This window comes from Synechococcus sp. R5-15, from assembly GCF_047462035.1.
Classification (GTDB): Bacteria; Cyanobacteriota; Cyanobacteriia; order Thermostichales; family Thermostichaceae; genus Thermostichus.
Map to the genome: position 1 here is coordinate 1 of NZ_JANSIK010000181.1, position 18,645 is coordinate 18,645.

At 59.6% G+C, this 18,645-nt stretch carries 16 protein-coding genes; 10 read left to right on the forward strand and 6 right to left on the reverse strand.

Going from position 1 to position 18,645, the window contains the following annotated elements; genetic code table 11:
• The first annotated feature begins 265 nt into the window (after positions 1-265).
• The gene (locus NW839_RS13070) at positions 266-751 is read left to right on the forward strand and encodes a 2Fe-2S iron-sulfur cluster-binding protein (protein ID WP_011432453.1); all 486 of its coding nucleotides are present in this window, start codon (positions 266-268) and stop codon (positions 749-751) included.
• A 95-nt stretch (positions 752-846) separates the two neighbouring features.
• Positions 847-2,232 carry an FGGY-family carbohydrate kinase gene (locus NW839_RS13075; RefSeq protein WP_414342541.1) on the forward strand — a complete coding sequence of 462 codons (1,386 nt, stop codon included), beginning with the start codon at positions 847-849 and terminating at the stop codon, positions 2,230-2,232.
• Positions 2,233-2,686: 454 nt separating this feature from the next.
• On the opposite strand, the gene NW839_RS13080 is transcribed toward NW839_RS13075, so the two are convergent.
• Positions 2,687-2,908: a hypothetical protein gene (locus tag NW839_RS13080; RefSeq protein ID WP_414342539.1), complete on the reverse strand. Its 222-nt coding sequence runs from the start codon at positions 2,906-2,908 to the stop codon at positions 2,687-2,689.
• Positions 2,908-4,761 carry a S8 family serine peptidase gene (locus tag NW839_RS13085; protein ID WP_414342538.1) on the reverse strand — a complete coding sequence of 618 codons (1,854 nt, stop codon included), beginning with the start codon at positions 4,759-4,761 and terminating at the stop codon, positions 2,908-2,910. The genes NW839_RS13080 and NW839_RS13085 overlap by 1 nt, the downstream gene beginning before the upstream one ends.
• A gap of 222 nt (positions 4,762-4,983) precedes the next feature.
• Between NW839_RS13085 and NW839_RS13090 the strand changes: the two genes are divergently transcribed.
• Positions 4,984-5,676, forward strand: coding sequence for a MotA/TolQ/ExbB proton channel family protein (locus NW839_RS13090; RefSeq protein WP_369791770.1), 693 nt, complete (start codon positions 4,984-4,986; stop codon positions 5,674-5,676).
• 3 nt (positions 5,677-5,679) lie between these two features.
• Positions 5,680-6,105: an ExbD/TolR family protein gene (locus NW839_RS13095; RefSeq protein ID WP_414352051.1), complete on the forward strand. Its 426-nt coding sequence runs from the start codon at positions 5,680-5,682 to the stop codon at positions 6,103-6,105.
• A 270-nt stretch (positions 6,106-6,375) separates the two neighbouring features.
• Here NW839_RS13095 and argF read toward each other — a convergent pair whose 3' ends face one another.
• Together argF and ctpC are read right to left on the reverse strand one after the other, a co-directional pair.
• Positions 6,376-7,293, reverse strand: coding sequence for an ornithine carbamoyltransferase (gene argF / locus NW839_RS13100; protein WP_414352060.1), 918 nt, complete (start codon positions 7,291-7,293; stop codon positions 6,376-6,378).
• Positions 7,294-7,505: 212 nt separating this feature from the next.
• Positions 7,506-8,801, reverse strand: coding sequence for a carboxyl-terminal processing protease CtpC (gene ctpC / locus NW839_RS13105; protein WP_414352052.1), 1,296 nt, complete (start codon positions 8,799-8,801; stop codon positions 7,506-7,508).
• 331 nt (positions 8,802-9,132) lie between these two features.
• On the opposite strand from ctpC, the gene NW839_RS13110 reads away from it, so the two are divergent.
• From NW839_RS13110 to NW839_RS13120, 3 genes are all read left to right on the forward strand, one after another.
• Complete coding sequence (locus NW839_RS13110) at positions 9,133-10,500, forward strand: glutamate-5-semialdehyde dehydrogenase (RefSeq protein WP_414352053.1); 1,368 nt, start codon at positions 9,133-9,135, stop codon at positions 10,498-10,500.
• A gap of 253 nt (positions 10,501-10,753) precedes the next feature.
• The gene (locus tag NW839_RS13115) at positions 10,754-11,281 is read left to right on the forward strand and encodes an RNA recognition motif domain-containing protein (protein ID WP_414352054.1); all 528 of its coding nucleotides are present in this window, start codon (positions 10,754-10,756) and stop codon (positions 11,279-11,281) included.
• Positions 11,282-11,384: 103 nt separating this feature from the next.
• Positions 11,385-12,179: a DsbA family protein gene (locus NW839_RS13120; RefSeq protein ID WP_414380701.1), complete on the forward strand. Its 795-nt coding sequence runs from the start codon at positions 11,385-11,387 to the stop codon at positions 12,177-12,179.
• Between the two features lie 313 nt (positions 12,180-12,492).
• Here NW839_RS13120 and NW839_RS13125 read toward each other — a convergent pair whose 3' ends face one another.
• On the reverse strand, positions 12,493-13,905 hold the full coding sequence (locus tag NW839_RS13125; protein ID WP_414352056.1) for an SPOR domain-containing protein: 1,413 nt from the start codon (positions 13,903-13,905) through the stop codon (positions 12,493-12,495).
• Between the two features lie 115 nt (positions 13,906-14,020).
• Positions 14,021-14,449: a hypothetical protein gene (locus NW839_RS13130; protein WP_414331038.1), complete on the reverse strand. Its 429-nt coding sequence runs from the start codon at positions 14,447-14,449 to the stop codon at positions 14,021-14,023.
• Positions 14,450-14,561: 112 nt separating this feature from the next.
• Between NW839_RS13130 and recJ the strand changes: the two genes are divergently transcribed.
• Genes recJ through rdgB form a run of 3 tightly spaced genes read left to right on the forward strand, consistent with a single transcriptional unit; the run spans position 14,562 to position 18,559 of the window.
• Positions 14,562-17,234, forward strand: a complete 2,673-nt coding sequence (gene recJ / locus NW839_RS13135) for a single-stranded-DNA-specific exonuclease RecJ (RefSeq protein ID WP_414352057.1) — start codon at positions 14,562-14,564, stop codon at positions 17,232-17,234.
• Complete coding sequence (locus NW839_RS13140) at positions 17,224-17,889, forward strand: metallophosphoesterase family protein (RefSeq protein ID WP_414352058.1); 666 nt, start codon at positions 17,224-17,226, stop codon at positions 17,887-17,889. The genes recJ and NW839_RS13140 overlap by 11 nt, the downstream gene beginning before the upstream one ends.
• Before the next feature lie 58 nt (positions 17,890-17,947).
• Complete coding sequence (rdgB, locus tag NW839_RS13145; protein ID WP_414352059.1) at positions 17,948-18,559, forward strand: RdgB/HAM1 family non-canonical purine NTP pyrophosphatase; 612 nt, start codon at positions 17,948-17,950, stop codon at positions 18,557-18,559.
• Positions 18,560-18,645: the final 86 nt, after the last annotated feature.

The window sequence follows — 18,645 nt, forward strand, 5'->3', positions numbered from 1 at the left end:
GGGCGTCGGCTACGGTCGGCGCTATCCTTCCCCGCCCTGAAGGACGGGGCTTGCCGCGCCTTTTGGTCAAGTTTCTGAAGCCTACACCAGCAAGACCTATAGTTGGAGTGCCGAGAAGGCTCAGAGGGCATTCGTATGCACCGAGACCTGAATGGCGCATGGGGGATTTTCCTGCATGCTTAGGTAGAACTGCCCTGTTCCGGCAATCTGCATTGGTGAAAGATGCTAGCTTTTTTAGCATCCAGTAGCCCAAAAAGTGCGGACTATGGTCAAGCGTGTGCGGTTGGATCCCATTGCCCAAGTGTCTGAAATCGCCACCAACAGCAATTTGCTCTCGGTGCTGCTGCAAGAAGAGCTGAATGTGTTGAAAGAGTGCGGTGGGCGCGGCCTCTGCGCCACCTGTCATGTGTACGTTAAGGAGGGGATGGAGTCTTTATCCCCGATGAGCAAGCGGGAGCAGCGCACCCTGGAGGTGATCACCACCTGCAAGCCTAACTCTCGCTTGGCCTGCCAAGCGCGGGTGCTGGGGGAAGGGGTGGTGGTGGAATTGCCTGCCGGGATGTACATCCATGCTTTTCAGGATATCGAGGCGTTGATCGGTCGGCGAGCGGAGCAGCCACTTTTGCACCCTGTAACCGGCGCGGTTTTGGTGCAGGAGGGCAAGCTGATCACCCGCTCGGTGCTGGAATCGGTGAGAGGGCTGGATCTGGATATCCAAGAAGCACTGGCTCGGAGCAGCCAGGAGTTTTGAGATTTTGATCCCATCTTTTGAGCCAGTTTGGGCCCCTTTTTGAGGCCACTTGGCCACCCCGTATATAAACAAAGCATTCTCAGGTGAGTATTCCTATGCCCCCTGTGTTTCTTGGGATCGATCTGGGCACTTCTGGGATGCGGGTGGTGGCCCTCTCAGAGCAGGGGGAGGTGGTGGCCAAAAGCGAGCGCCAGTGGGATCCCCCAGAGACCAATCCGGGCCGCTGGTTGCGAACCCTGAAAGCCCTTTTGGGACAACTGACCGCGCAACTGGGGGAGCAGTATTCCATTGCAGCTCTGAGTGCTTGCAGCACTTCCGGCACCATTCTGCCGGTGGATGGTCGAGGCATGCCGTTGGAACAGGCGTGGCTGTATTCTGACCCACGGGGCCAGGCTCAGGCCAAGCAATTGGGGATCCCTGCCAGTTGGGGTCTCAGCCGTTGGCTGTGGTGGGCGGAAGCCTATCCTGATCAGTATCGAGACAGCTACTTGGCCCATCCGGCGGACTTTTTGCTGAGCCAACTGGGGGGGCGCAGGCAGGTGACCGATCACACCCATGCCCTCAAGAGCGGTTTCGACCTGGAGGCCTACACCTGGCCTCAGGAGTGGTTGGCGCGGCAGGGCCTAAACCCCAAGCATTTCCCCGAGGTGGTACCGCCGGGAACGGTTTTAGGAACGGTGCGAGCAGACTGGGGGTTGGGGCCGGAAGTGCTGATCGCGGCAGGGATCACCGATGGCTGTGCCGGGCAACTGGCGGCAGGGGCTATTCGCTTGGGGCAGGTTTCCACCAGCTTGGGCACAACCCTTATTTTTAAGGCCAACAGTCCGGATCCCATACAAACCCCAAGCATCTATTCCCATTTGCACCCGGACAGTGCTCCGCACCGCTGTCGCGAACGAATGGTTTGGTGGCCGGGGGCCGCCTCTTTTTGTGGAGGCGGAGTTTTGCCTCATTACTTCCCCGACGGCAACCTGCAAATGCTGGATCAGCAAGCTCAGGCTTATCTGCCCACCGGGCTGGTCAGCTATCCCCTTTGTCAGCCGGGAGAGCGTTTTCCCATTGTCGATCCCCGGTTCGCCGGGTTCTTGCCGGAGGCAGAAGAGGGATCCCCCCGTTTTTACGCTGCTTTGTTGGAGGGGGTAGCGATGGTGGAGCGGCTGGGGCTGGAAACGTTGGCCGCTCAAGGGATCCCAGTGCCAGAGCAGAGCCCGATTTTCACCACCGGTGGAGGCAGCAAAAGCCCTCTCTGGTTGCGCCTACGCGCCAGCATCCTTGCTCGTCCCTTGGCTGTGGTGAAACACCCGGAGCCGGCTGTGGGGGCAGCCATCTTGGCCGCTTCTGCCTATTGGTGCTGCTCTGTCCAACAGGCTGCCGATCGATTGGTACAGGTAGAACGCTATGTTCAACCGGATCCAGAGTGGGTGAAGTCTTACGCAGAGATCTACTCGGTCTTTCACAGCCGCCTGAGCAACCTGCTTTGACATGTTCCCTGCTCTACTGGCTTGCTTCCCCGTAGCGGTAGGGTGAGGATTCTTGTTACTGGTTCCACAACAGCCCTTGCCGCAAAGGATCCCGTCCCGCTTTCGCCAGTAGGTTTCCCCTCTAAAACAGCGATGATGGTTTCCCAGTTGTTCAGGCTACAGACTTATGACTATGTAAGTATTAAGCGGTCACGGGATACAGCTGCCTACCTACGTTTTTTGAGCTTCGTGAATGCTCAGCCGTGGAAACGAGATTCTTTTTAAACGGAAATGAAACATTTTCGTTGCATTGCTTCCTAACTTTCCTTCTCTCCTGAGAGAGAAGCTAGGGGTGAGGGTCGGCAGCGAGGTGTCTCAATCTTGTTTGAAGCGACTGTAAAAGCATTCTGACATCGAAAAGCAGGGATCCCCGCTTGGGGATCCCCGATTGGTATGGCCGGAGCCGCAAGCCAAGCTAGGGCTGCCGCTGGAAGCTCTTGACTTCTAAAACCGGCCCTACCTGAGCCACCGTCACCATGTCTTCTCTGATCTGTCCCTGGATGGTGACCTCTAGTCCCTCTTGCAAGAGCTCTTTGGGGGCACGGAAAAGGGCATAGTGCTCGCCGGAAGGCAGCGTCAGCACCCACACTCCCCCTTCGATATCCAGGAACTGGATGGTACCGCTGTACTCTTGCATCACTGCCTCAGCGCCAGCCCGGTTGCCGTGGATTGAGATTCCGTAGCCGCTTGCGCTCCCAAGTAGGCCAGGCCCAGGCAGAGCAAGCCATTGAAGAGCAAGAAGGAGCGACCCAACCAAGCAGAGGATCCAAGCCATAGCACCCCCTCATAAAACAGGGATCCGGACAAGAGCAGATGCGAGGCCATGCCAATGCACAAGCCAATCACCGCCCAGCGCCAGCGCCGATGGCCCAGGAGCAGCAACATCAACAGGCCTGGGATCAACACGCTGGCAAATAGGGGGTTCAAGGCATTGGTCTGGGCAAAGGCGGTGCCCAACTCCGGCAGGGAGCTACCCGCCAATTGGAAGGGCCAACGGGGGCCACCGACAATCGCCAACCCCTGCAAGGGGAAAAGACCGGCACTGCCCAAAAGCATCCCAGCCAGCAAAGGCACCGTCTGCAGCAGCCGCTTGGGAGCCAGCCACCAGCGGATCAGCACCAGGATAATGTAGCCGCCCACCACCATCAGCAGCTTCGGCACCAGAGCAATCGGGCCACCATCGAACCAGAAGCGTGGGTTGAGGTAGCCATTGTTGTTCAGGTACTGCAGGAAGTCCTTCAACCAGAGCACCAAGGGGTTTTCCTCCTGTTGCCCTGTGGCCCTGGCCAGCGCCTTGGCTGCATCCAAACGACCGGCCCCGTAGAAGTTCTGTTTGTCGCCGGGCACCGGGGTAGCCGACATTTTCAGCACTTCTTCCACCTTGTCCGGGTCTTTGATGCCCTGAGCCTGGATCAGGGCTGCCACACCGGCTACGTGGGGAGTGGCCATGCTGGTGCCTTGGAAGTAGGCAAAGACCGGCTCGTTGGGGTTACGACGGTTGATGGTTTGCTGCAGAATGCCGTACTCGGGGTGATCAGGCGTTTTGGCTCCGCCGGGAGCAGAGATGTCCACCCCCACCCCATAGTTGGAGTAGGGGGCTTTCTCCCCGTTGGGCCCCGTGGCCGAGACAGCGATCACATGCGGGTAGCGGGCCGGGTAGCTCACCTGGTTGGAGTTTTCGTTGCCAGCGGCTGCGATCACCGTCACCCCCTTGCTGTGGGCATAGGCCACCGCCTCCTCCATCAGTTGGGCAGAAGCGCGGCTACCCAGGCTGAGGTTGATGATCGTAGCCCCGTGGTCGGCAGCATAGCGGATCCCTTCCACCACATCCGACAGGGATCCAAAGCCATTGGCATCCAACACCCGCACCGGCATGATCTTGGCCTTGAAGGCGATGCCGGCTACACCCAAGACATTGTTGGTGGATTGGGCGATGGTTCCCGCCACATGGGTGCCGTGGCCGTTGAGGTCTTCCGGATCCTCATCGTCATCCACAAAGTCGTAGCCCTTAACAAATTGGGTTTGGGCCAGGTCGGGAACTCGTGTTACTCCTGTGTCCACCACGGCTACCGTCACCCCTTCCCCTTGGGAGATGTCCCAGGCTTCCGGCATGCGGATGGCCCTGAGATTCCATTGCTGGGGATAGAGGCGGTCATTGGGCACGAAAGCCGCCTGGAATTGATAGTTGGGGTGAGCATACTCGATCAAGGCTTCGTCGGTGAGCCGCTTAACCAGCCGCCGCGTGGATCCCAGGTGGTCGGCATCCACGTCAAACAGGTAGATCGCTTCTTGGCGGGCAAAAGCGCTGTCGCTGCTGGGGCGGAGCGTCAAGTGATACTCTTTAGCGATAGCGGCAATCTGACTGGGGGTGGCTGTGTTTACAAAATTGACCACGATGCTGTCGTAGGGGGCGGATCCCTTGCCGCAAGCCGTCAACAGCAAGGCCATCAAGCCGGCGCAGCAAAGACCCAACCAGCGTCTGAATTTCATAATTCACGCCCTCGGGATCCAAAATTGTTGCAACCAGTATGCCCTCTGGATTGACAATTGACGAGATGAGATCCGGCATGGGGGCAAAATTGCCAAAAGGTGCAACCTTCGCCGCGCAAGAAGGGATCCCAGCCCTGCCGAGAAAGTGCTATGACAAGATGAGCGTAAATTGCCGCTTGGAGGGGGGAATCAGGATCGATGGATAGAGTCTTGCAGCTCATGATCCAGGGTTGGTATTACTCCATCCCCCTGTTGACGTTCTCGGTCTTCTCGGTGGCCTGTTGCATTGAGCGGGTGCTGTTTTGGTGGAAGATCACCCATCGGCAGGAGGAGGTGGTGCAGCAAGCCCTGAGCCAGTACCGGCGCAACCCGCGCGCTGCCCAGTATTTGCTGGAGCAAAATGCCGATTTGCCGATTGCCCGCATCTTTTTGGCCGGGTTGGAGCTGAACGAGGCCAGCCCGGAAGATTTTAAGCTGGCTCTGGAAACGGCCCTGGCGGCAGAAGTGCCTCTGCTGAAGCGCTTCAACACTGTCTTCGACACCGTAATCACCGTTGCCCCCTTCTTGGGCTTGTTGGGCACCGTCACCGGCATCATCCAGATCCTCAGCTCCATTCAACTGGGGGATATCGGCGGCACCGATACCCAGGGGGTAGGTCGGGGGATCGCCGAAGCCTTGTACTCGACGGCCTTTGGACTGATTGTGGCTATTCCCACCCTGTTGATTTCCAACGTCTTCCGCTCTTTGTACCTGCGGCAACTCTCTAAGATCCAAGAGTACGGCGGCATGCTGGAGCTGCTGCATCGGCAGCGGCAAGAGATGCAGGCCCAACAGCTTTCCCAGTATTCCTACACCCAATCTAGCCCCAGTGGCAGCTCCACCCTTCCCCCCTACTCCTCGCTTGAGCCCTCCTAACCTATGCGCATCCCCGAAGAGAACTTCCGAGCTGGCGAGATCAACATCGTGCCCCTGATCGATGTCATCTTCTCGATCCTGGTGTTTTTCGTGATTGCCAGCCTGGTGCTCACCCGCTCCGAGGCTCTGGATGTCAACCTGCCGGATGCCACTACAGCTGAAGTTCGTCTGCAGCCGGATGTAACGGTGAGCGTGACGGCGGAAGGACAGATTGCCGTCAATCAGGAGAAAATTGCCGATATTTCTGCCCTGATCCCGGCAGTGGAACGCATCCTGGCCGAGAAGCCGGCTGAAGGGCGCCGCTTGGTGGTGATCAACGCTGATTTGGCCCTCTCCCACGGCAAGGTGGTGGAGGTGATGGATACTCTGCAGCGGGTGCCCAATGTCAGCCTGGCAATTGCCGCCCGCCGCCCCAGCAGTAATCGGTAGCCAGCTTAGGATTTGGGCCAGTTTTGTCAAATATAGTCATTTCAGGTTAGGGTGAGACGCCTAGGCTACTGGTCGCGCCAGCGGGACGGAGTCCTTGAAAAACCTTCTGGCCCTCTGCATTATCGCTCCGCAACGCTATTGCTCTGCAACGCCGACGCGACCAACGTTTGGGGTGTGGGTGCAGTGTCCTGGTTTAAATCGAAATGACCATAGACCCAGTTTTCCGGTAAGCTCATTTGCTAACCCGCTCTCTAGCCTGGGGGTGAGGGGTCATCCTGCGCCCAGCACCTGAATCAGGAGTGCCTTTTGCACATGTAGGCGATTTTCCGCCTGATCCCACACGCGGGACTGGGATCCCTCCAATACTTCAGTGGTGATTTCCTCTTCCCGGTGGGCCGGCAGGCAGTGCAGCACAATGGCTTCCGGATCTGCCTGTTGCATCAGCTCGGCATTGACCTGGTAGGGCAGAAAGGTGGCCTTGCGGGCCTCGGCCTCAGCTTCTTGACCCATGCTGGCCCACACGTCGGTATAGACCACCTGGGATCCAGAGACGGCTTCCTGGGGATCCTGCAGCACCAACACCTGGGATCCCTGGGCCAGAGTGCGGGCTTGCTCCACCACTGCCGCATTCGGTTCGTAACCGGGGGGGGTGGCGACGCGGATGTGGATCCCGCTCATGGCACAGCCCAGCAGCAGGGAGTGGGCAACGTTGTTGCCATCGCCGCAATAGGCCAGGGTCAGTCCCGCCAATTGGCCAAAGTTCTCCTGAATGGTGAGCAGATCGGCCAACACCTGACAGGGGTGAAACTGATCGGTGAGGGCGTTGATCACCGGAACATCGGCATACTCGGCAAAGGTTTCCAGCTCCTTCTGGTCGTAGGTGCGAATGGCAATCACATCCAGGTAGCGGGAGAGGACGCGGGCCGTATCCTGCAGGGGCTCGCCGCGGCTCACCTGCATCACCGTCGGCACCAGATCCAGGGTGCTGCCTCCGCATTGGGCCATGGCTGCCGTAAAACTGGCGCGGGTGCGGGTAGAAGCCTTCTGAAACAACAGCCCCAACACCCGACCCCGCAGCTCCACCCGATAGGGATCCCGCTTTAACTCAGCCGCCTGGGCTAGCAGGGCCGACAGCTCCGCCGGGGTTAGGTCGCTGAGCTTGAGCAGATCCCGTCCGGCCAAGTTTATGGATCCCGCGATCTTCGACCCCGCCATTGTGCTACGCGCCACCTACAGAAACAATAAAAGCATCCCCAGCCCGGCGCTGGTCAACACTCCTCGAATAACTCGAATGAGAAGAGTCTTAATAGTCTTAAATTCTTAAATAGCTTGGGCCTCGGCTTAACCCCAGTCTCAGGAGTGCCAGATCTGAGACCCATCAAAACCGCCCCCAACACCGGCTAACGTGAAGAGGAACGAATGACCTCCTGGGCCTGTTGCCGACGGGCAGAGATCTGAGCCTGCAGAGCCTGGATGGCAGCAGCATACTGTGGGTCGGCTGGGGTGGCCACCAATTCTCGGTTCTGGCTGAGCCGCTTCAGATCTTCCTCGGACAATTCCACCAAAATGTCGGGGGTAATGCCCTTGTGGTCGATGTCGTTACCGTTGGGAGTGCGATAACGGGCAATGGTTACCGCCAGCCCAGATCCATCGGACAGGGGATGCACCGACTGCACCAGGCCCTTGCCGAAAGTTTGCGTGCCGACAATCACGGCGCGACGGTTATCCTGCAGAGCCCCCGACAGAATCTCGCTGGCGCTGGCCGAGCCACCATCCACCAAAACGGCCAAAGGTTTATCGGTAAGGGCCGTGTTGTTGGCCGTCAGGCGATCCTGCTCCCCTTGGCGGTTCACCGTCGAGACGATGCTGCCCCGGTTAATCCACATGCGGGCAATCTCGGCGCTGGAGTAGAGCAGGCCCCCTGGGTTGGCGCGCAAATCCAGAACGTAGGCGGCTACCCCTTGTTTTTCCAGCTCGCGAATGGCTTGGCGCATCTTCTCGGCGGCGTTGCCGGAAAACTGGGTAATCCGGATATAGCCAATGGGCAGGCCGTTTTCCTCGTGAACCTCGTAGCGCACGGTGGCCAGCTCAATTCTTTCCCGCACCAAATCGAACACCTTTAGCCCTTCCCCCTCGCGGCGAATGGTCAGCCGCACCCGCGTACCCGGCTCGCCCCGAATGAGGTTGACTGCAGCGTTGGTGTCCATGCCTTCGGTGGACTTGTCGTCGATGCGCACGATCACGTCTTTGGATTTGATCCCAGCCCGGTCGGCAGGAGACCCTTCAATGGGGGAGATCACCACCAGCTCGTTTGTCTCCTGATCCATGCCCAGCGTGATCCCCACCCCGGTCAGCTCACCGGATGTATCGATTTGCATGCTGGCAAACTGATCCGGATCCAGAAAGCGGGTGTAGGGATCGTTCAGTTTCTTCAGGGCTTCCCGGATGGCCTCATAGGCATCTTCTCGGGTGGCATATTCTCGACTGAGCAGATCTCGCCGCACCGCTTCCCAATCCAGGGAATTAAAAGACGGATCCACATATTCCCGATTGACAATTTGCCAAACCTCGTCCACCACCTCTTTGGGATCCCGGCGAAACCCTGCCCAGCCCGGCATGGATAGCTGCACGCCGACCAGCGATACCGCTGTCATCACTGCAGCCGTTGCACTGACCACAAACCCACGCTTTCTCATTGGCTCTCCTGGAAGGCGCTAAAAGTCAAGGTTGACGAGGTGGATCTCCAGAGGTGGATCTCTAATTGTCAGGGAACTGGGTTTCGAGCAAGGGTCTTCCCCTATGCGAACTTCAGCTTAGAAGCATCGAGAGCGATGAAGGGCTCCCCTGCCGCAGCAAGTCGGATCCGGATTTTGGTAGGCTACAGATAACCCCAACCGACTGTGCCCAACCTAGCATAGGGATCCCTGCCGGGGGTGCTTCTAGGATCACAGTTCAACACAACTTTGTTACAACCTATCATCGCAACCCTTTTCTTCCAAATGGGCACTTTGCCCCCTTTCTGACTCTATGTCCCTTGCCACCGATTGCCCCAGCTCGCTTGCCTCTGCTTCAGACCGCCCGCTGCTGTCCCAAGTGCAGTTGGCCCGCGCTGCTGCCCAACACACGGCCACCTTGCCCACTGCCATTAAGAATGCCGCTCTAGAGGCCATGGCCACTGCCTTGTTGGAGCACCAAGAGTCTATCTTGGCCGCCAACCAGGCGGATTTGGAGCGGGCAGCGGAGATGGTGAAAGCCGGGGAGTTGTCGGCATCTGCCTATGCCCGCCTGAAGCTGGACGCCCACAAACTGGCAGATATGGTGGCCGGAGTGCGGCAGGTGATCCGGCTGGGGGATCCGGTGGGCCGAGCTTTGCTGATCCGGGAACTGGACGAGGGGCTGATCTTGGAACGGCGCACCTACCCTTTGGGGGTCCTGGGGGTGATCTTCGAGTCGCGGCCCGATGCTTTGGTACAAATTGCTGCCCTGGCGGTGAAAACCGGCAATAGCGTCTTGCTCAAGGGGGGATCCGAAGCTTTGCTCTCCTGTCAAGCCTTGATGGCGGCCATCCAGGCGGGCCTGCAGCAGATCCCAGAGTTTCCCCAGGGATCCCTGCAGTTGCTCACCAGCCGCGCTGAGGTCAAGGCCCTGCTACAACTGGAAGGGCTAGTGGATCTCATCATTCCCCGCGGCTCCAGCAGCTTTGTCCGCTACATCCTGGAGAATACCCGCATCCCGGTATTGGGCCATGCCGATGGCCTGTGTCACCTGTACGTGGATCGGGCAGCGGATGTGGACATGGCGATCAAGCTGACGGTGGACAGCAAAACCCAGTACCCCGCTGCCTGCAATGCCATCGAGACCCTGTTGGTCCACAAGGCCATAGCCCCCCACTTTTTGCCTCTGGCGGTCAAGGCCCTGCGGGAGAGGGGGGTGGAATTGCGGGGGGATCCCCTCTGCCGCGAGCTGGTGCCGGATCTGATCCCGGCCACCGAGGACGACTGGAGCACCGAGTATGCCGATTTGATCCTCTCTATTAAAGTGGTGGGCTCCCTTGACGAGGCCATTGCCCACATCCAGCAGTACGGATCCCGCCATACCGAGGCGATTGTAACCGAGGATGCCGCTGCTGCCCGGCGATTTTTGGATGAAGTAGATGCAGCGGGGGTCTTTCACAACGCTTCCACCCGCTTTGCCGACGGGTTTCGCTACGGCTTTGGGGCAGAAGTGGGCATCAGCACCCAAAAACTGCCGCCGCGCGGCCCGGTGGGCTTGGAAGGCTTGGTGACTTACCGCTACCAACTGCGAGGGCAAGGACATCTTGTAGCCGACTACACAGGCCCCCAGGCGCGACCTTTTCAACATCGGGATCGCCTGAACAACACCGGCTTAGCTTAGCTGCAAAAGCCGGCTGTACAAACCGGCTGTACAAAGCAGTCGTTCACAAAAACCGTTCTCCTCGTCTTCGCGGCTCCAGGTTGAGGTAAATTAAAAAATAGCTTCGTGATTGCCAAGGGTTGCGCTTTGCGGCGCGCTATGGTGTGACAATGGACTACCGGGTTCCGGGTTTGATGTTATGGGCTTGAGCGCCCTAGATGTAGCGCTTTGCATTTTGGCCTTTTGTTATTTCGATTAGGAGCTTCGCTGGATCATGCCTGTGCGTCTGTATGTTGGAAATCTGCCGGAAGAGGTGGATCGTCAGGCACTGGAGAAGCTCTTTCGCTCTGCCGGTGAGGTCATTTCCACCAAGGTGATCCGGGATCGGAAGACAGGCAAATGCCGCGGCTTCGGCTTTGTAACGGTGAACACCCAAGAGCAGGCGCAGCAGTACATCGAAAAGTTCAACGGCCACAGCTTTGGGGATGTCAACTTGCGCATTGAGCTCGCCCAGCCGCGCGACCGAGGGGAAGAAGGCGAATCCAAAACAGCGACCTCTGAGCCTTCATCCAAAGAGTCCAGAGGTTCCAAAGATTCCAGAGCGTCCAGAGATTCTGAGGCCAAGGGCTCTAAAGAGTCGGCAGAAAACCCTGCCCCCAGCAAAAAGCAACGCCAGCGCGGCAATAAGGGTGGGCGCTCCACCGTCGTCGCCGAAAGTGAGGCAGCCTCTGAGCCGGATCCCCGCTGGGCCAGCCAGTTGCAGCGGATCAAGGAGCAGCTTCTGCAGGTCACCAATTCCTAACCCCCCCGAACGAGTGATAGACACTGTTGGGATCTGACGGTAGGCTGGGTGAGTTGCGACGGCTCTAGGCATGTTTGAGAGGGGGGTTGGGATGCATAGGCTGGTGAGGATTTTTCGCGCTTGGGGGCGGAGCTTGGCCCGGGCTGGACTTTTGTTCGGGCTGACGGTTCTGCTGGGAGTGGGAAGTGGAGCTCCGGTTTTCCTACCAGCGGCGGCGGCTGCTCCGGCAGATTTGGAAGAGCAGGTGCTGCAGATCATTCGAAAGAACCCCCAGGTGATTCTGGAGGCCGTACAGGAATACCAGCAGCGACAGTACCAGGAGCAGCAGCAACAACAGCAGCGGCTGGCGGAAGAATTTGGCCGTCAACTGCGGGAGAACCCACGCGCCGTCATCGGAGATTCCCCTCGACTGGGATCCGACGCTCTGCGGTTAGTGTTGGTGGAGTTCTCCGATTTTCAATGCCCCTTCTGCGCCCGCGCCCACAGCACCCTCAAGCAGTTCATGGCCGACCACGGGGATGAGGTGACCTTGGTGTACAAGCACCTGCCCCTGACCAGCATCCACCCAGAAGCGATGTCGGCTGCCCGGGCTGCTTGGGCCGCCCAACGTCAAGGTAAGTTCTGGGAGTTTCACGACGAGCTGTTTGCCAACCAATCCCAGCTTGGGGATGGGTTTTATGTGGCCACTGCTGAGAAGCTGGGCTTGAATGTAGAAAAATTCAATCGGGATCGGCGCAGTCGGGCGGCAGAGCGCGCCATTCAGCGAGATATCGACCTGGCCTCTCAACTGGGCATCGGTGGCACTCCCCATTTCATCTTGAACGGCATTGCCTTCTCCGGTGCGCAGCCGCTGGAGGTGTTTGAGCAGACGCTGCAGCAGGCTAAGCAAGCCCTCTAGGAAAAATGCTCCACACTGCTATTGAAACAGGTGGTGTATTGCAAACAGGTGGTGCAACGGCTGGCCTATCCTTCTTACCAGCCTTGCCCAGTTGCCCAAACGCTCCGTCCTTGAGGAGGGCTTTACGGTAGGCTCAGGGCAGTGGCAGGGTAGTCAACCGCTCTATTCGCCCAAGCGGGCTGTAGGCTTTGACAAGCCAGTAGGGTGGGGAGTATGTCAAAAGCAGAAACTCACCCAAGTCGCCATTTGGGCCGAATGGGGATCCCCAACGGCAGGGAAGGAGGAGAGCGTTTATGGCGGAAGTGGCTCTTGGCTACTCCACGGGCAGGATGCGGGCATCGAACCCTGCTTCGGCCAGAGAGCGCCGCGCCTGTTCGGCGTTGGCCCGTTGCCGGTAGGTGCCCACCTGAATCACTGAGCCCCGCAGGAAGGCATCAGGGGCAAACTGTTGCAGCTTGGGTAGGGCCTCTTCCCCAGCCGGCACCACCACCCAAAATCCGCTGCCACCTTCTTCCCCAGGAGGAACAGCCTGGGCAGGCGAGGAGGAGACGGGATCCGCTTGCAAAAGAGGCTGAGAGCGGCGCAGATCGGCGGGGAAGATCCCCGCTTCATAGCCTTGGCCGGCCAAGTAACGCACCTGCTCGGCGGCAGCAGCAGGGTCGGCAAACCCACCTGTGCGCACCACCCGCAGGTCATCGTAGATCAAGGGCAGGGATCCCTCTAGGAGTTGTTTTAGCGCAGGCCATTTCTCCCCGGTGGGATCGGCCACCAACACCCAATAGCGCTCTCCTTGTGCTGGGTTGGAGATGGGATCCTGGCCCGCATTTTCTCCTACCAGCGACACCGCCACTGCCGGTAACCCCTGAGCGGTTAGCCAGCGGGCTTGATCCTGGGCCAACGACAGGCGGGAGAAGGTTCCCGTTTGCAAAGCAACCTGGCCGCGGTACTGCACCACAGTGGCTCCTGGAAAGAAGCGGCGCACCCGTTCTTCCAAACGGGGATCACCGGCGGGGTTGGGCACGTGGGTGGCGAAGGGACGCTGGGGATCCAAGGGGGGAGCCGTTGGCGTCGGCGGCACAGAGGCTTTTGAGCTGGCAACAGGGCGGCTGGGTGCTGCTTGGGCAGGAAAAGCAGGGGGCAGAGGGGGATCCGTCTCTTGGCGGCTCACCACCCGCACCGATAACCCCAGCCGTTCCAAGTCGGCCTGACGGCGTTGAGCATGGCTACGGTTGATGAACGTCCCCGCCAGAATGAAAACCTGCCCATCCCCTTGCACAAAATAGGCATCCGGCACCTGGGTGCGCACCTGAGCCAACTCCGCCGCCCCATCCGCCAGTACATGCACTTGGTAACGGGTCAGGGCCAAAGCAGCCGGCAGGACGTTCCCATTAACGGCGTGGAGCACAAGGGCAAAGGCCGCCAGGGATCCGGCAAAGAGGGCCGGTTGCGCTGGCAACAGGAGTGCGGAGCACTTTGGCCAGCCGTAGTCCTGACGGGCGTTGCACATGGGATCCATCTCCTCTGGCGGGATTGGCGGCAACTCAAACCTCTGCATCCGGGATGGAGTCTTTGCCTGGGCCTGCGGGGATCCCCCACAGTGCCAGAGCTCGCAGTTCACCCCCTTGCGGGAAGGACAACTCAAAGCTAGCGTAAGCCGAAGTTTGGGCAAGGCTGTGCCAGGGATGGGCTTGCAGATGCCGCCCACCACCGATAGAATGCTCCGCACTGCCACCGCAAAGATGCAGCCCAGTTGGGTTCACGGGAGAAACACAGATCTAGCGCATCTCCAGTATAGATAGGCTGGCAAGACTCTATCGCTATGGCTTGTCGGGGAGTTTGTTTCAGAGGCGACGGCGGCGGGATGGAGTCCTCGCCACAAGGGTGCGGGATCCCCCCAGGGCAAAGCGGATGATCTCCGTCTTGTACTGCTGCGAGCCCTCTGTGTAGCGGGCAAGCTGAATGGCGGATCCCTGGCCGGAAGGAAGCAAGAACCGTTCGCGACAGTGGTGGGCAGCACTCTCTGGAGTTTCCGCTTCGAGGGCAATGAAAAACCGCAGACGCAGCAGCACTTCCAACTTGGACAAGTGCTCGGTTTGCTCTGGCACCAAGCGGCCTAACGAGATTTGTAGGCGCGGCCTGCGTCGCCGAGATCCGGGGCGGCCCCAAAGCTGCTGGGCCAGTGTCCACAGAGAGGTCTGCTCAGAGGACTTGACCAACAGCTTTAAGCCTGTCAGCGGGTTAAGACCATAGGTAAGCAGCAGAGAATACATCGGCGGCAGGAAAGATTCAGAGGAGCGTTTTGGGTTAACGTCAAAAGGATAGCCCACATGCCAACTGTAGCACTGCCTACCCCCTGTCCCCATCCAAGCCCTACGCTTTGCTATGGCCGGGATCCCTGCTCAACGCTGGCTGTTTCATCCTGTGGACAAGTTGGCTGCCCAGAGCTTGGCCGAGGCAGTGGGGATCTCGCCCATATTGGCTCAGATCTTACTCAATCGCGGGCTCTCCAGCCCTGCTGCCGTGCAGCAGTACCTGCAGCCGGATCCCGCCCACCTGCCTCCACCCAGTCAGGATTTTGCCGATTTGCCCCTGGCGGTGGACTTGCTGGACGGGGCGATTCGCCGACAAGAGCCCATTGCCATTTGCGGCGACTACGATGCCGACGGCATGACCAGCACGGCCCTGCTGCTGCGGGCTTTGCAGGACGCTCCAGTGCATTACCGCATCCCCAGCCGCATGACGGAGGGCTATGGCCTCAACAGCCGCATGGTACAAGAGCTGCACCGAGAGGGGGTGCGCCTCATTCTCACCGTGGACAACGGCATCTCCGCCCACGAGCCCATCCAACTGGCCAAAGCTCTGGGCTTGACGGTGATCGTGACGGATCACCACGACTTGCCGCCCCAGTTGCCCCCTGCCGATGCCATCCTCAATCCCAAGCAGCTCCCCGTTTCTTCTCCCTATCGGGGGATGGCCGGGGTGGGAGTTGCCTACCTCCTGGCCCAGGCGCTGGCCGAGCGCCGTGGTGATGGCCATCTGCAGCGGGTGGCCCTGGAACTGTTTACTGTGGGCACCATTGCCGATCTGGCGCCGCTGACGGGGGTTAACCGCCTTTGGGTGCGGCAGGGGCTGCACCTCTTGCCCACCTCCCAGGTGGCAGGGATCCGCGCCCTTCTGCAGGTGATGGGCATGCAGGGATCCCTGGAGAGGCTGCGGCCTGAGTGGATTGGGTTTGGCCTGGGGCCCCGCATCAACGCCGTTGGGCGAATTGGCCGGGCGAGAATGGGGATCCAGTTGCTGATCACCGACGATCCCCAGCAGGCAGAGAAACTGGCCCGCCGCTGCGAACGGCTCAACCAGGTGCGGCAGCAGATGTGCGGGCGCATCGAGGCAGAAGCCCTCGAGCAAATTGCCCAGCAAGGCCGAGATCTGCAACAGGAGCGGGTGTTAACAATTTTGGGATCCCCTCAGCAGAAATGGCATAAAGGGGTGATCGGCATTGTGGCCTCGCGGTTGGCAGAGCGTTTTGGCTGTCCGGTGTTCATCGGCAGCCAGTCGCGGCAAGGGGAGATCAGTGGCTCGGCGCGGCAGGGGATCCCCGAGTTTGACGTGTTTCAAGCGTTGGAGTTTTGCAAGGATCTGTTCACCAAGCACGGCGGCCACCCCGCTGCCGGGGGATTTAGCCTGAGAGCAGAAGACTGGCCTTTTTTTGAAGAACGGTTGCGGCAGTTTGCCCAACAGCAGTTGCAGCCGGAGCAGATCCAGCCGCTGGTGCAAATCGATGCCGAAGTGTCGCTGTCAGATCTCACCCTTGACCTCTATCGAGAGCTCCAGCATCTGCAGCCCTGTGGCATCGGCAATCCTGAGCCGGTCTTCTACAGCCGCAACCTGCAGGTTCTGCAACAGCAGCGATTTGGCCCAGTTCCCGGCCACCTGAAGCTGCTGCTCCGGGATCCTGCTCTCCCTACGCAACGCTCCTATGGGTTACGTGCTACTCGGACGGAGTCCTCTTGTCCGGGCAGGAGCGACTCAGCTGTCAAAACCTCCAGTTACGACACTGATGGGTTATCGCTGGGCAACGCTTTGGGCAACACTTTGGCGAACGGGTCAGCAGTGGGGATCACAAACGCGAAGCCCCAGCGCCCTCTTTGGGCCATCTGTTGGCGGGGAGCGGAAATCTATCCGCTGCCAGAGCGAGTTGATGTAGCCTACACCCTCAAGGCCAAAACATGGCAGGGAGAAACCCAACTGGAGCTGGAAATTCTCGGGATCCAACCTGCCCAAGAGGCTGCCACTGCCGGCAAACCCCCTCTCGAGAAAACAGCGCCCCGCACCCCTGATGGGAGCAAGTCTCCCATCTCCCCCGCCTCTCTGGATGCCACTCCTCCCATGCCCAACTCCAAGCCCTCGACTGGCTCCCAGAGGGGGACAGAGCCCTCACCTCTGTTGATCTGGCGCCCCACCCCCCAGCCCACCCAGCCCTTGCGTTGGCAAGCTGTGGACCGGTTTTCTGTCCTCTTGCCTCAAGCACAGGGAACCATCCTGTTCTACGGCTTCCGCCGCCCCTCGCTGGTCTTGTCTTCAAGGCCTACGGCCCGCTATCGCGAACGGCGGTACCTGACTCTCCACTACGACCGTCCCCAAGCCGGCCACCGCTATGATCAACTCTGGTTGTGGAGCTGGCCCCCTTCTCTGGATCACCTCAAGTGGCTGCTCTGTTGCACCCCCAGCAGCGAGCTGTTGATTGCCGTCCATCAGCAAGCGGTGCCCCTGCCCTCCGCTGCCAGCTTGCAACGCCAGCTCCGCCAATACCTGCAAACCCGCAGCCAGGTGGATCTGCTGCGCTTGGCCCAGCAGTGGTGGCTGTCTCCGGCAGTGTTGGTGGCAGGATTACGCTCCCTGGGGTACGCCTGCCCAGATTTTGGCCCCACGGGATCCCTCGACGAAGAACTGGAAGCCCAGCAGGCTTGGTACAACAGCCCCTGGCAGCAAGTTGCCGCCCTGCTTCAGCGATCCCACCTGGATTCTTCTGCTGCAGAGGCCCATGGGGATTAAACTGCTGCTCGGCTCTGACTACCACGGCAGCGCTCGGCTGATCCGGCAGGCCCTTGCCCATCTGCCGGAGGTGGATGCTTACATCAACTGCGGGGATTTCTGTTCCAAGGCCGGCAAACCTTCCCGCAAGGCCACCCAGGGCTTTCATCCGGCAGCCCAAGCAGAGGTGGTTCATCTGCAATCCTTTTTGGCGGCAGTGGAGAGCCTGGGCAAACCCTGGCTCTTTTTACCTGGCAACCACGATCCAGCAGCTTCGGTTTTGAATTCGCTGGTTGGCCGTTGGGGACGGGCCATCACCCAGTCCTGCTGCTTTGAGTGGCTGGGGTTACAGGTTTTGGCTGTACCCTGGACTCCCCCCTGTGGCTGGAGCTGGTCTCTGACCTCCGCCCATTTGCAGGAGCTGCTCGCCCTCTACAGTCAACCCCCCCGGCCCATTGACCTGCTGCTCACCCATGCTCCGCCGCGAGGCTTTTTGGATGAAGGCGGGAAGTGGTATCACCGTCGCACACCCACCTTGCGCCCCCTTTTGGAACAGGTGCAGCCCCGCTACTACATCTGCGGACACATGCACTGGGATGGGGGCAAGGTAGAGCGGTGCGGATCCACCCTGGTGATTAACACAGCCCTGCACAACATGGTTCTCGAGATCCATTAGGCAGGAAGCCCTTGGACAGCCTTCCGCCTCCTCAGATTTCCACTCGTAGGAACCTTCCATGACCCGTCCTTTGATCTTGGCCAGCAGTAGCCCCGGCAAATGGCGCGAGTTCAATGCCTTTTTCCAGGCCCATGCCCCTGCTTGGGAGCTGCGCCGCATGCCCTCAGAAATTGAGGTGGAAGAAACCGGCACCACCTTTGCCGAAAATGCCCTTCTCAAAGCCAGAGCCGTGGCCAAGTCTCTGGGGGAGTGGGCCATTGCCGACGATTCCGGCCTAGCGGTAGAAGCCCTTGGCGGCGTCCCTGGGATCCGCTCGGCTCGCTATGCCCCCAACGATGCTGCCCGCATCGAGCGGTTGCTCAGGGAAATGGAAGGGATCCCAAATCGCCGAGCCACCTTTCACTGCGCCATCGCCCTGGTGGATCCCCAAGGTGTAGTGCATGCCCTGGTGGAAGGGGTATGCTCGGGAGAGATCTTGACCCAGCCGCGGGGAGAGGGGGGGTTTGGCTATGATCCCCTGTTTTGGGTGCCCGAAGTGGGGCTAACCTTTGCCGAGATGAGCCCAGCTCAAAAAGAGGCCATCGGCCACCGAGGCCGAGCCTTGCGCGCCTTGAAAGCGCAGTTGCCTCTCCTGGAGAAGCGTATGGGCTGGCTTGGATCCCAGCAATAGCCCCCGATGTCCTGGCTGGGGAGCATGACTCTAGTCAATAATAAGCTCAACTATACTGAAAATAATGTATAATATGTTCAGTACGG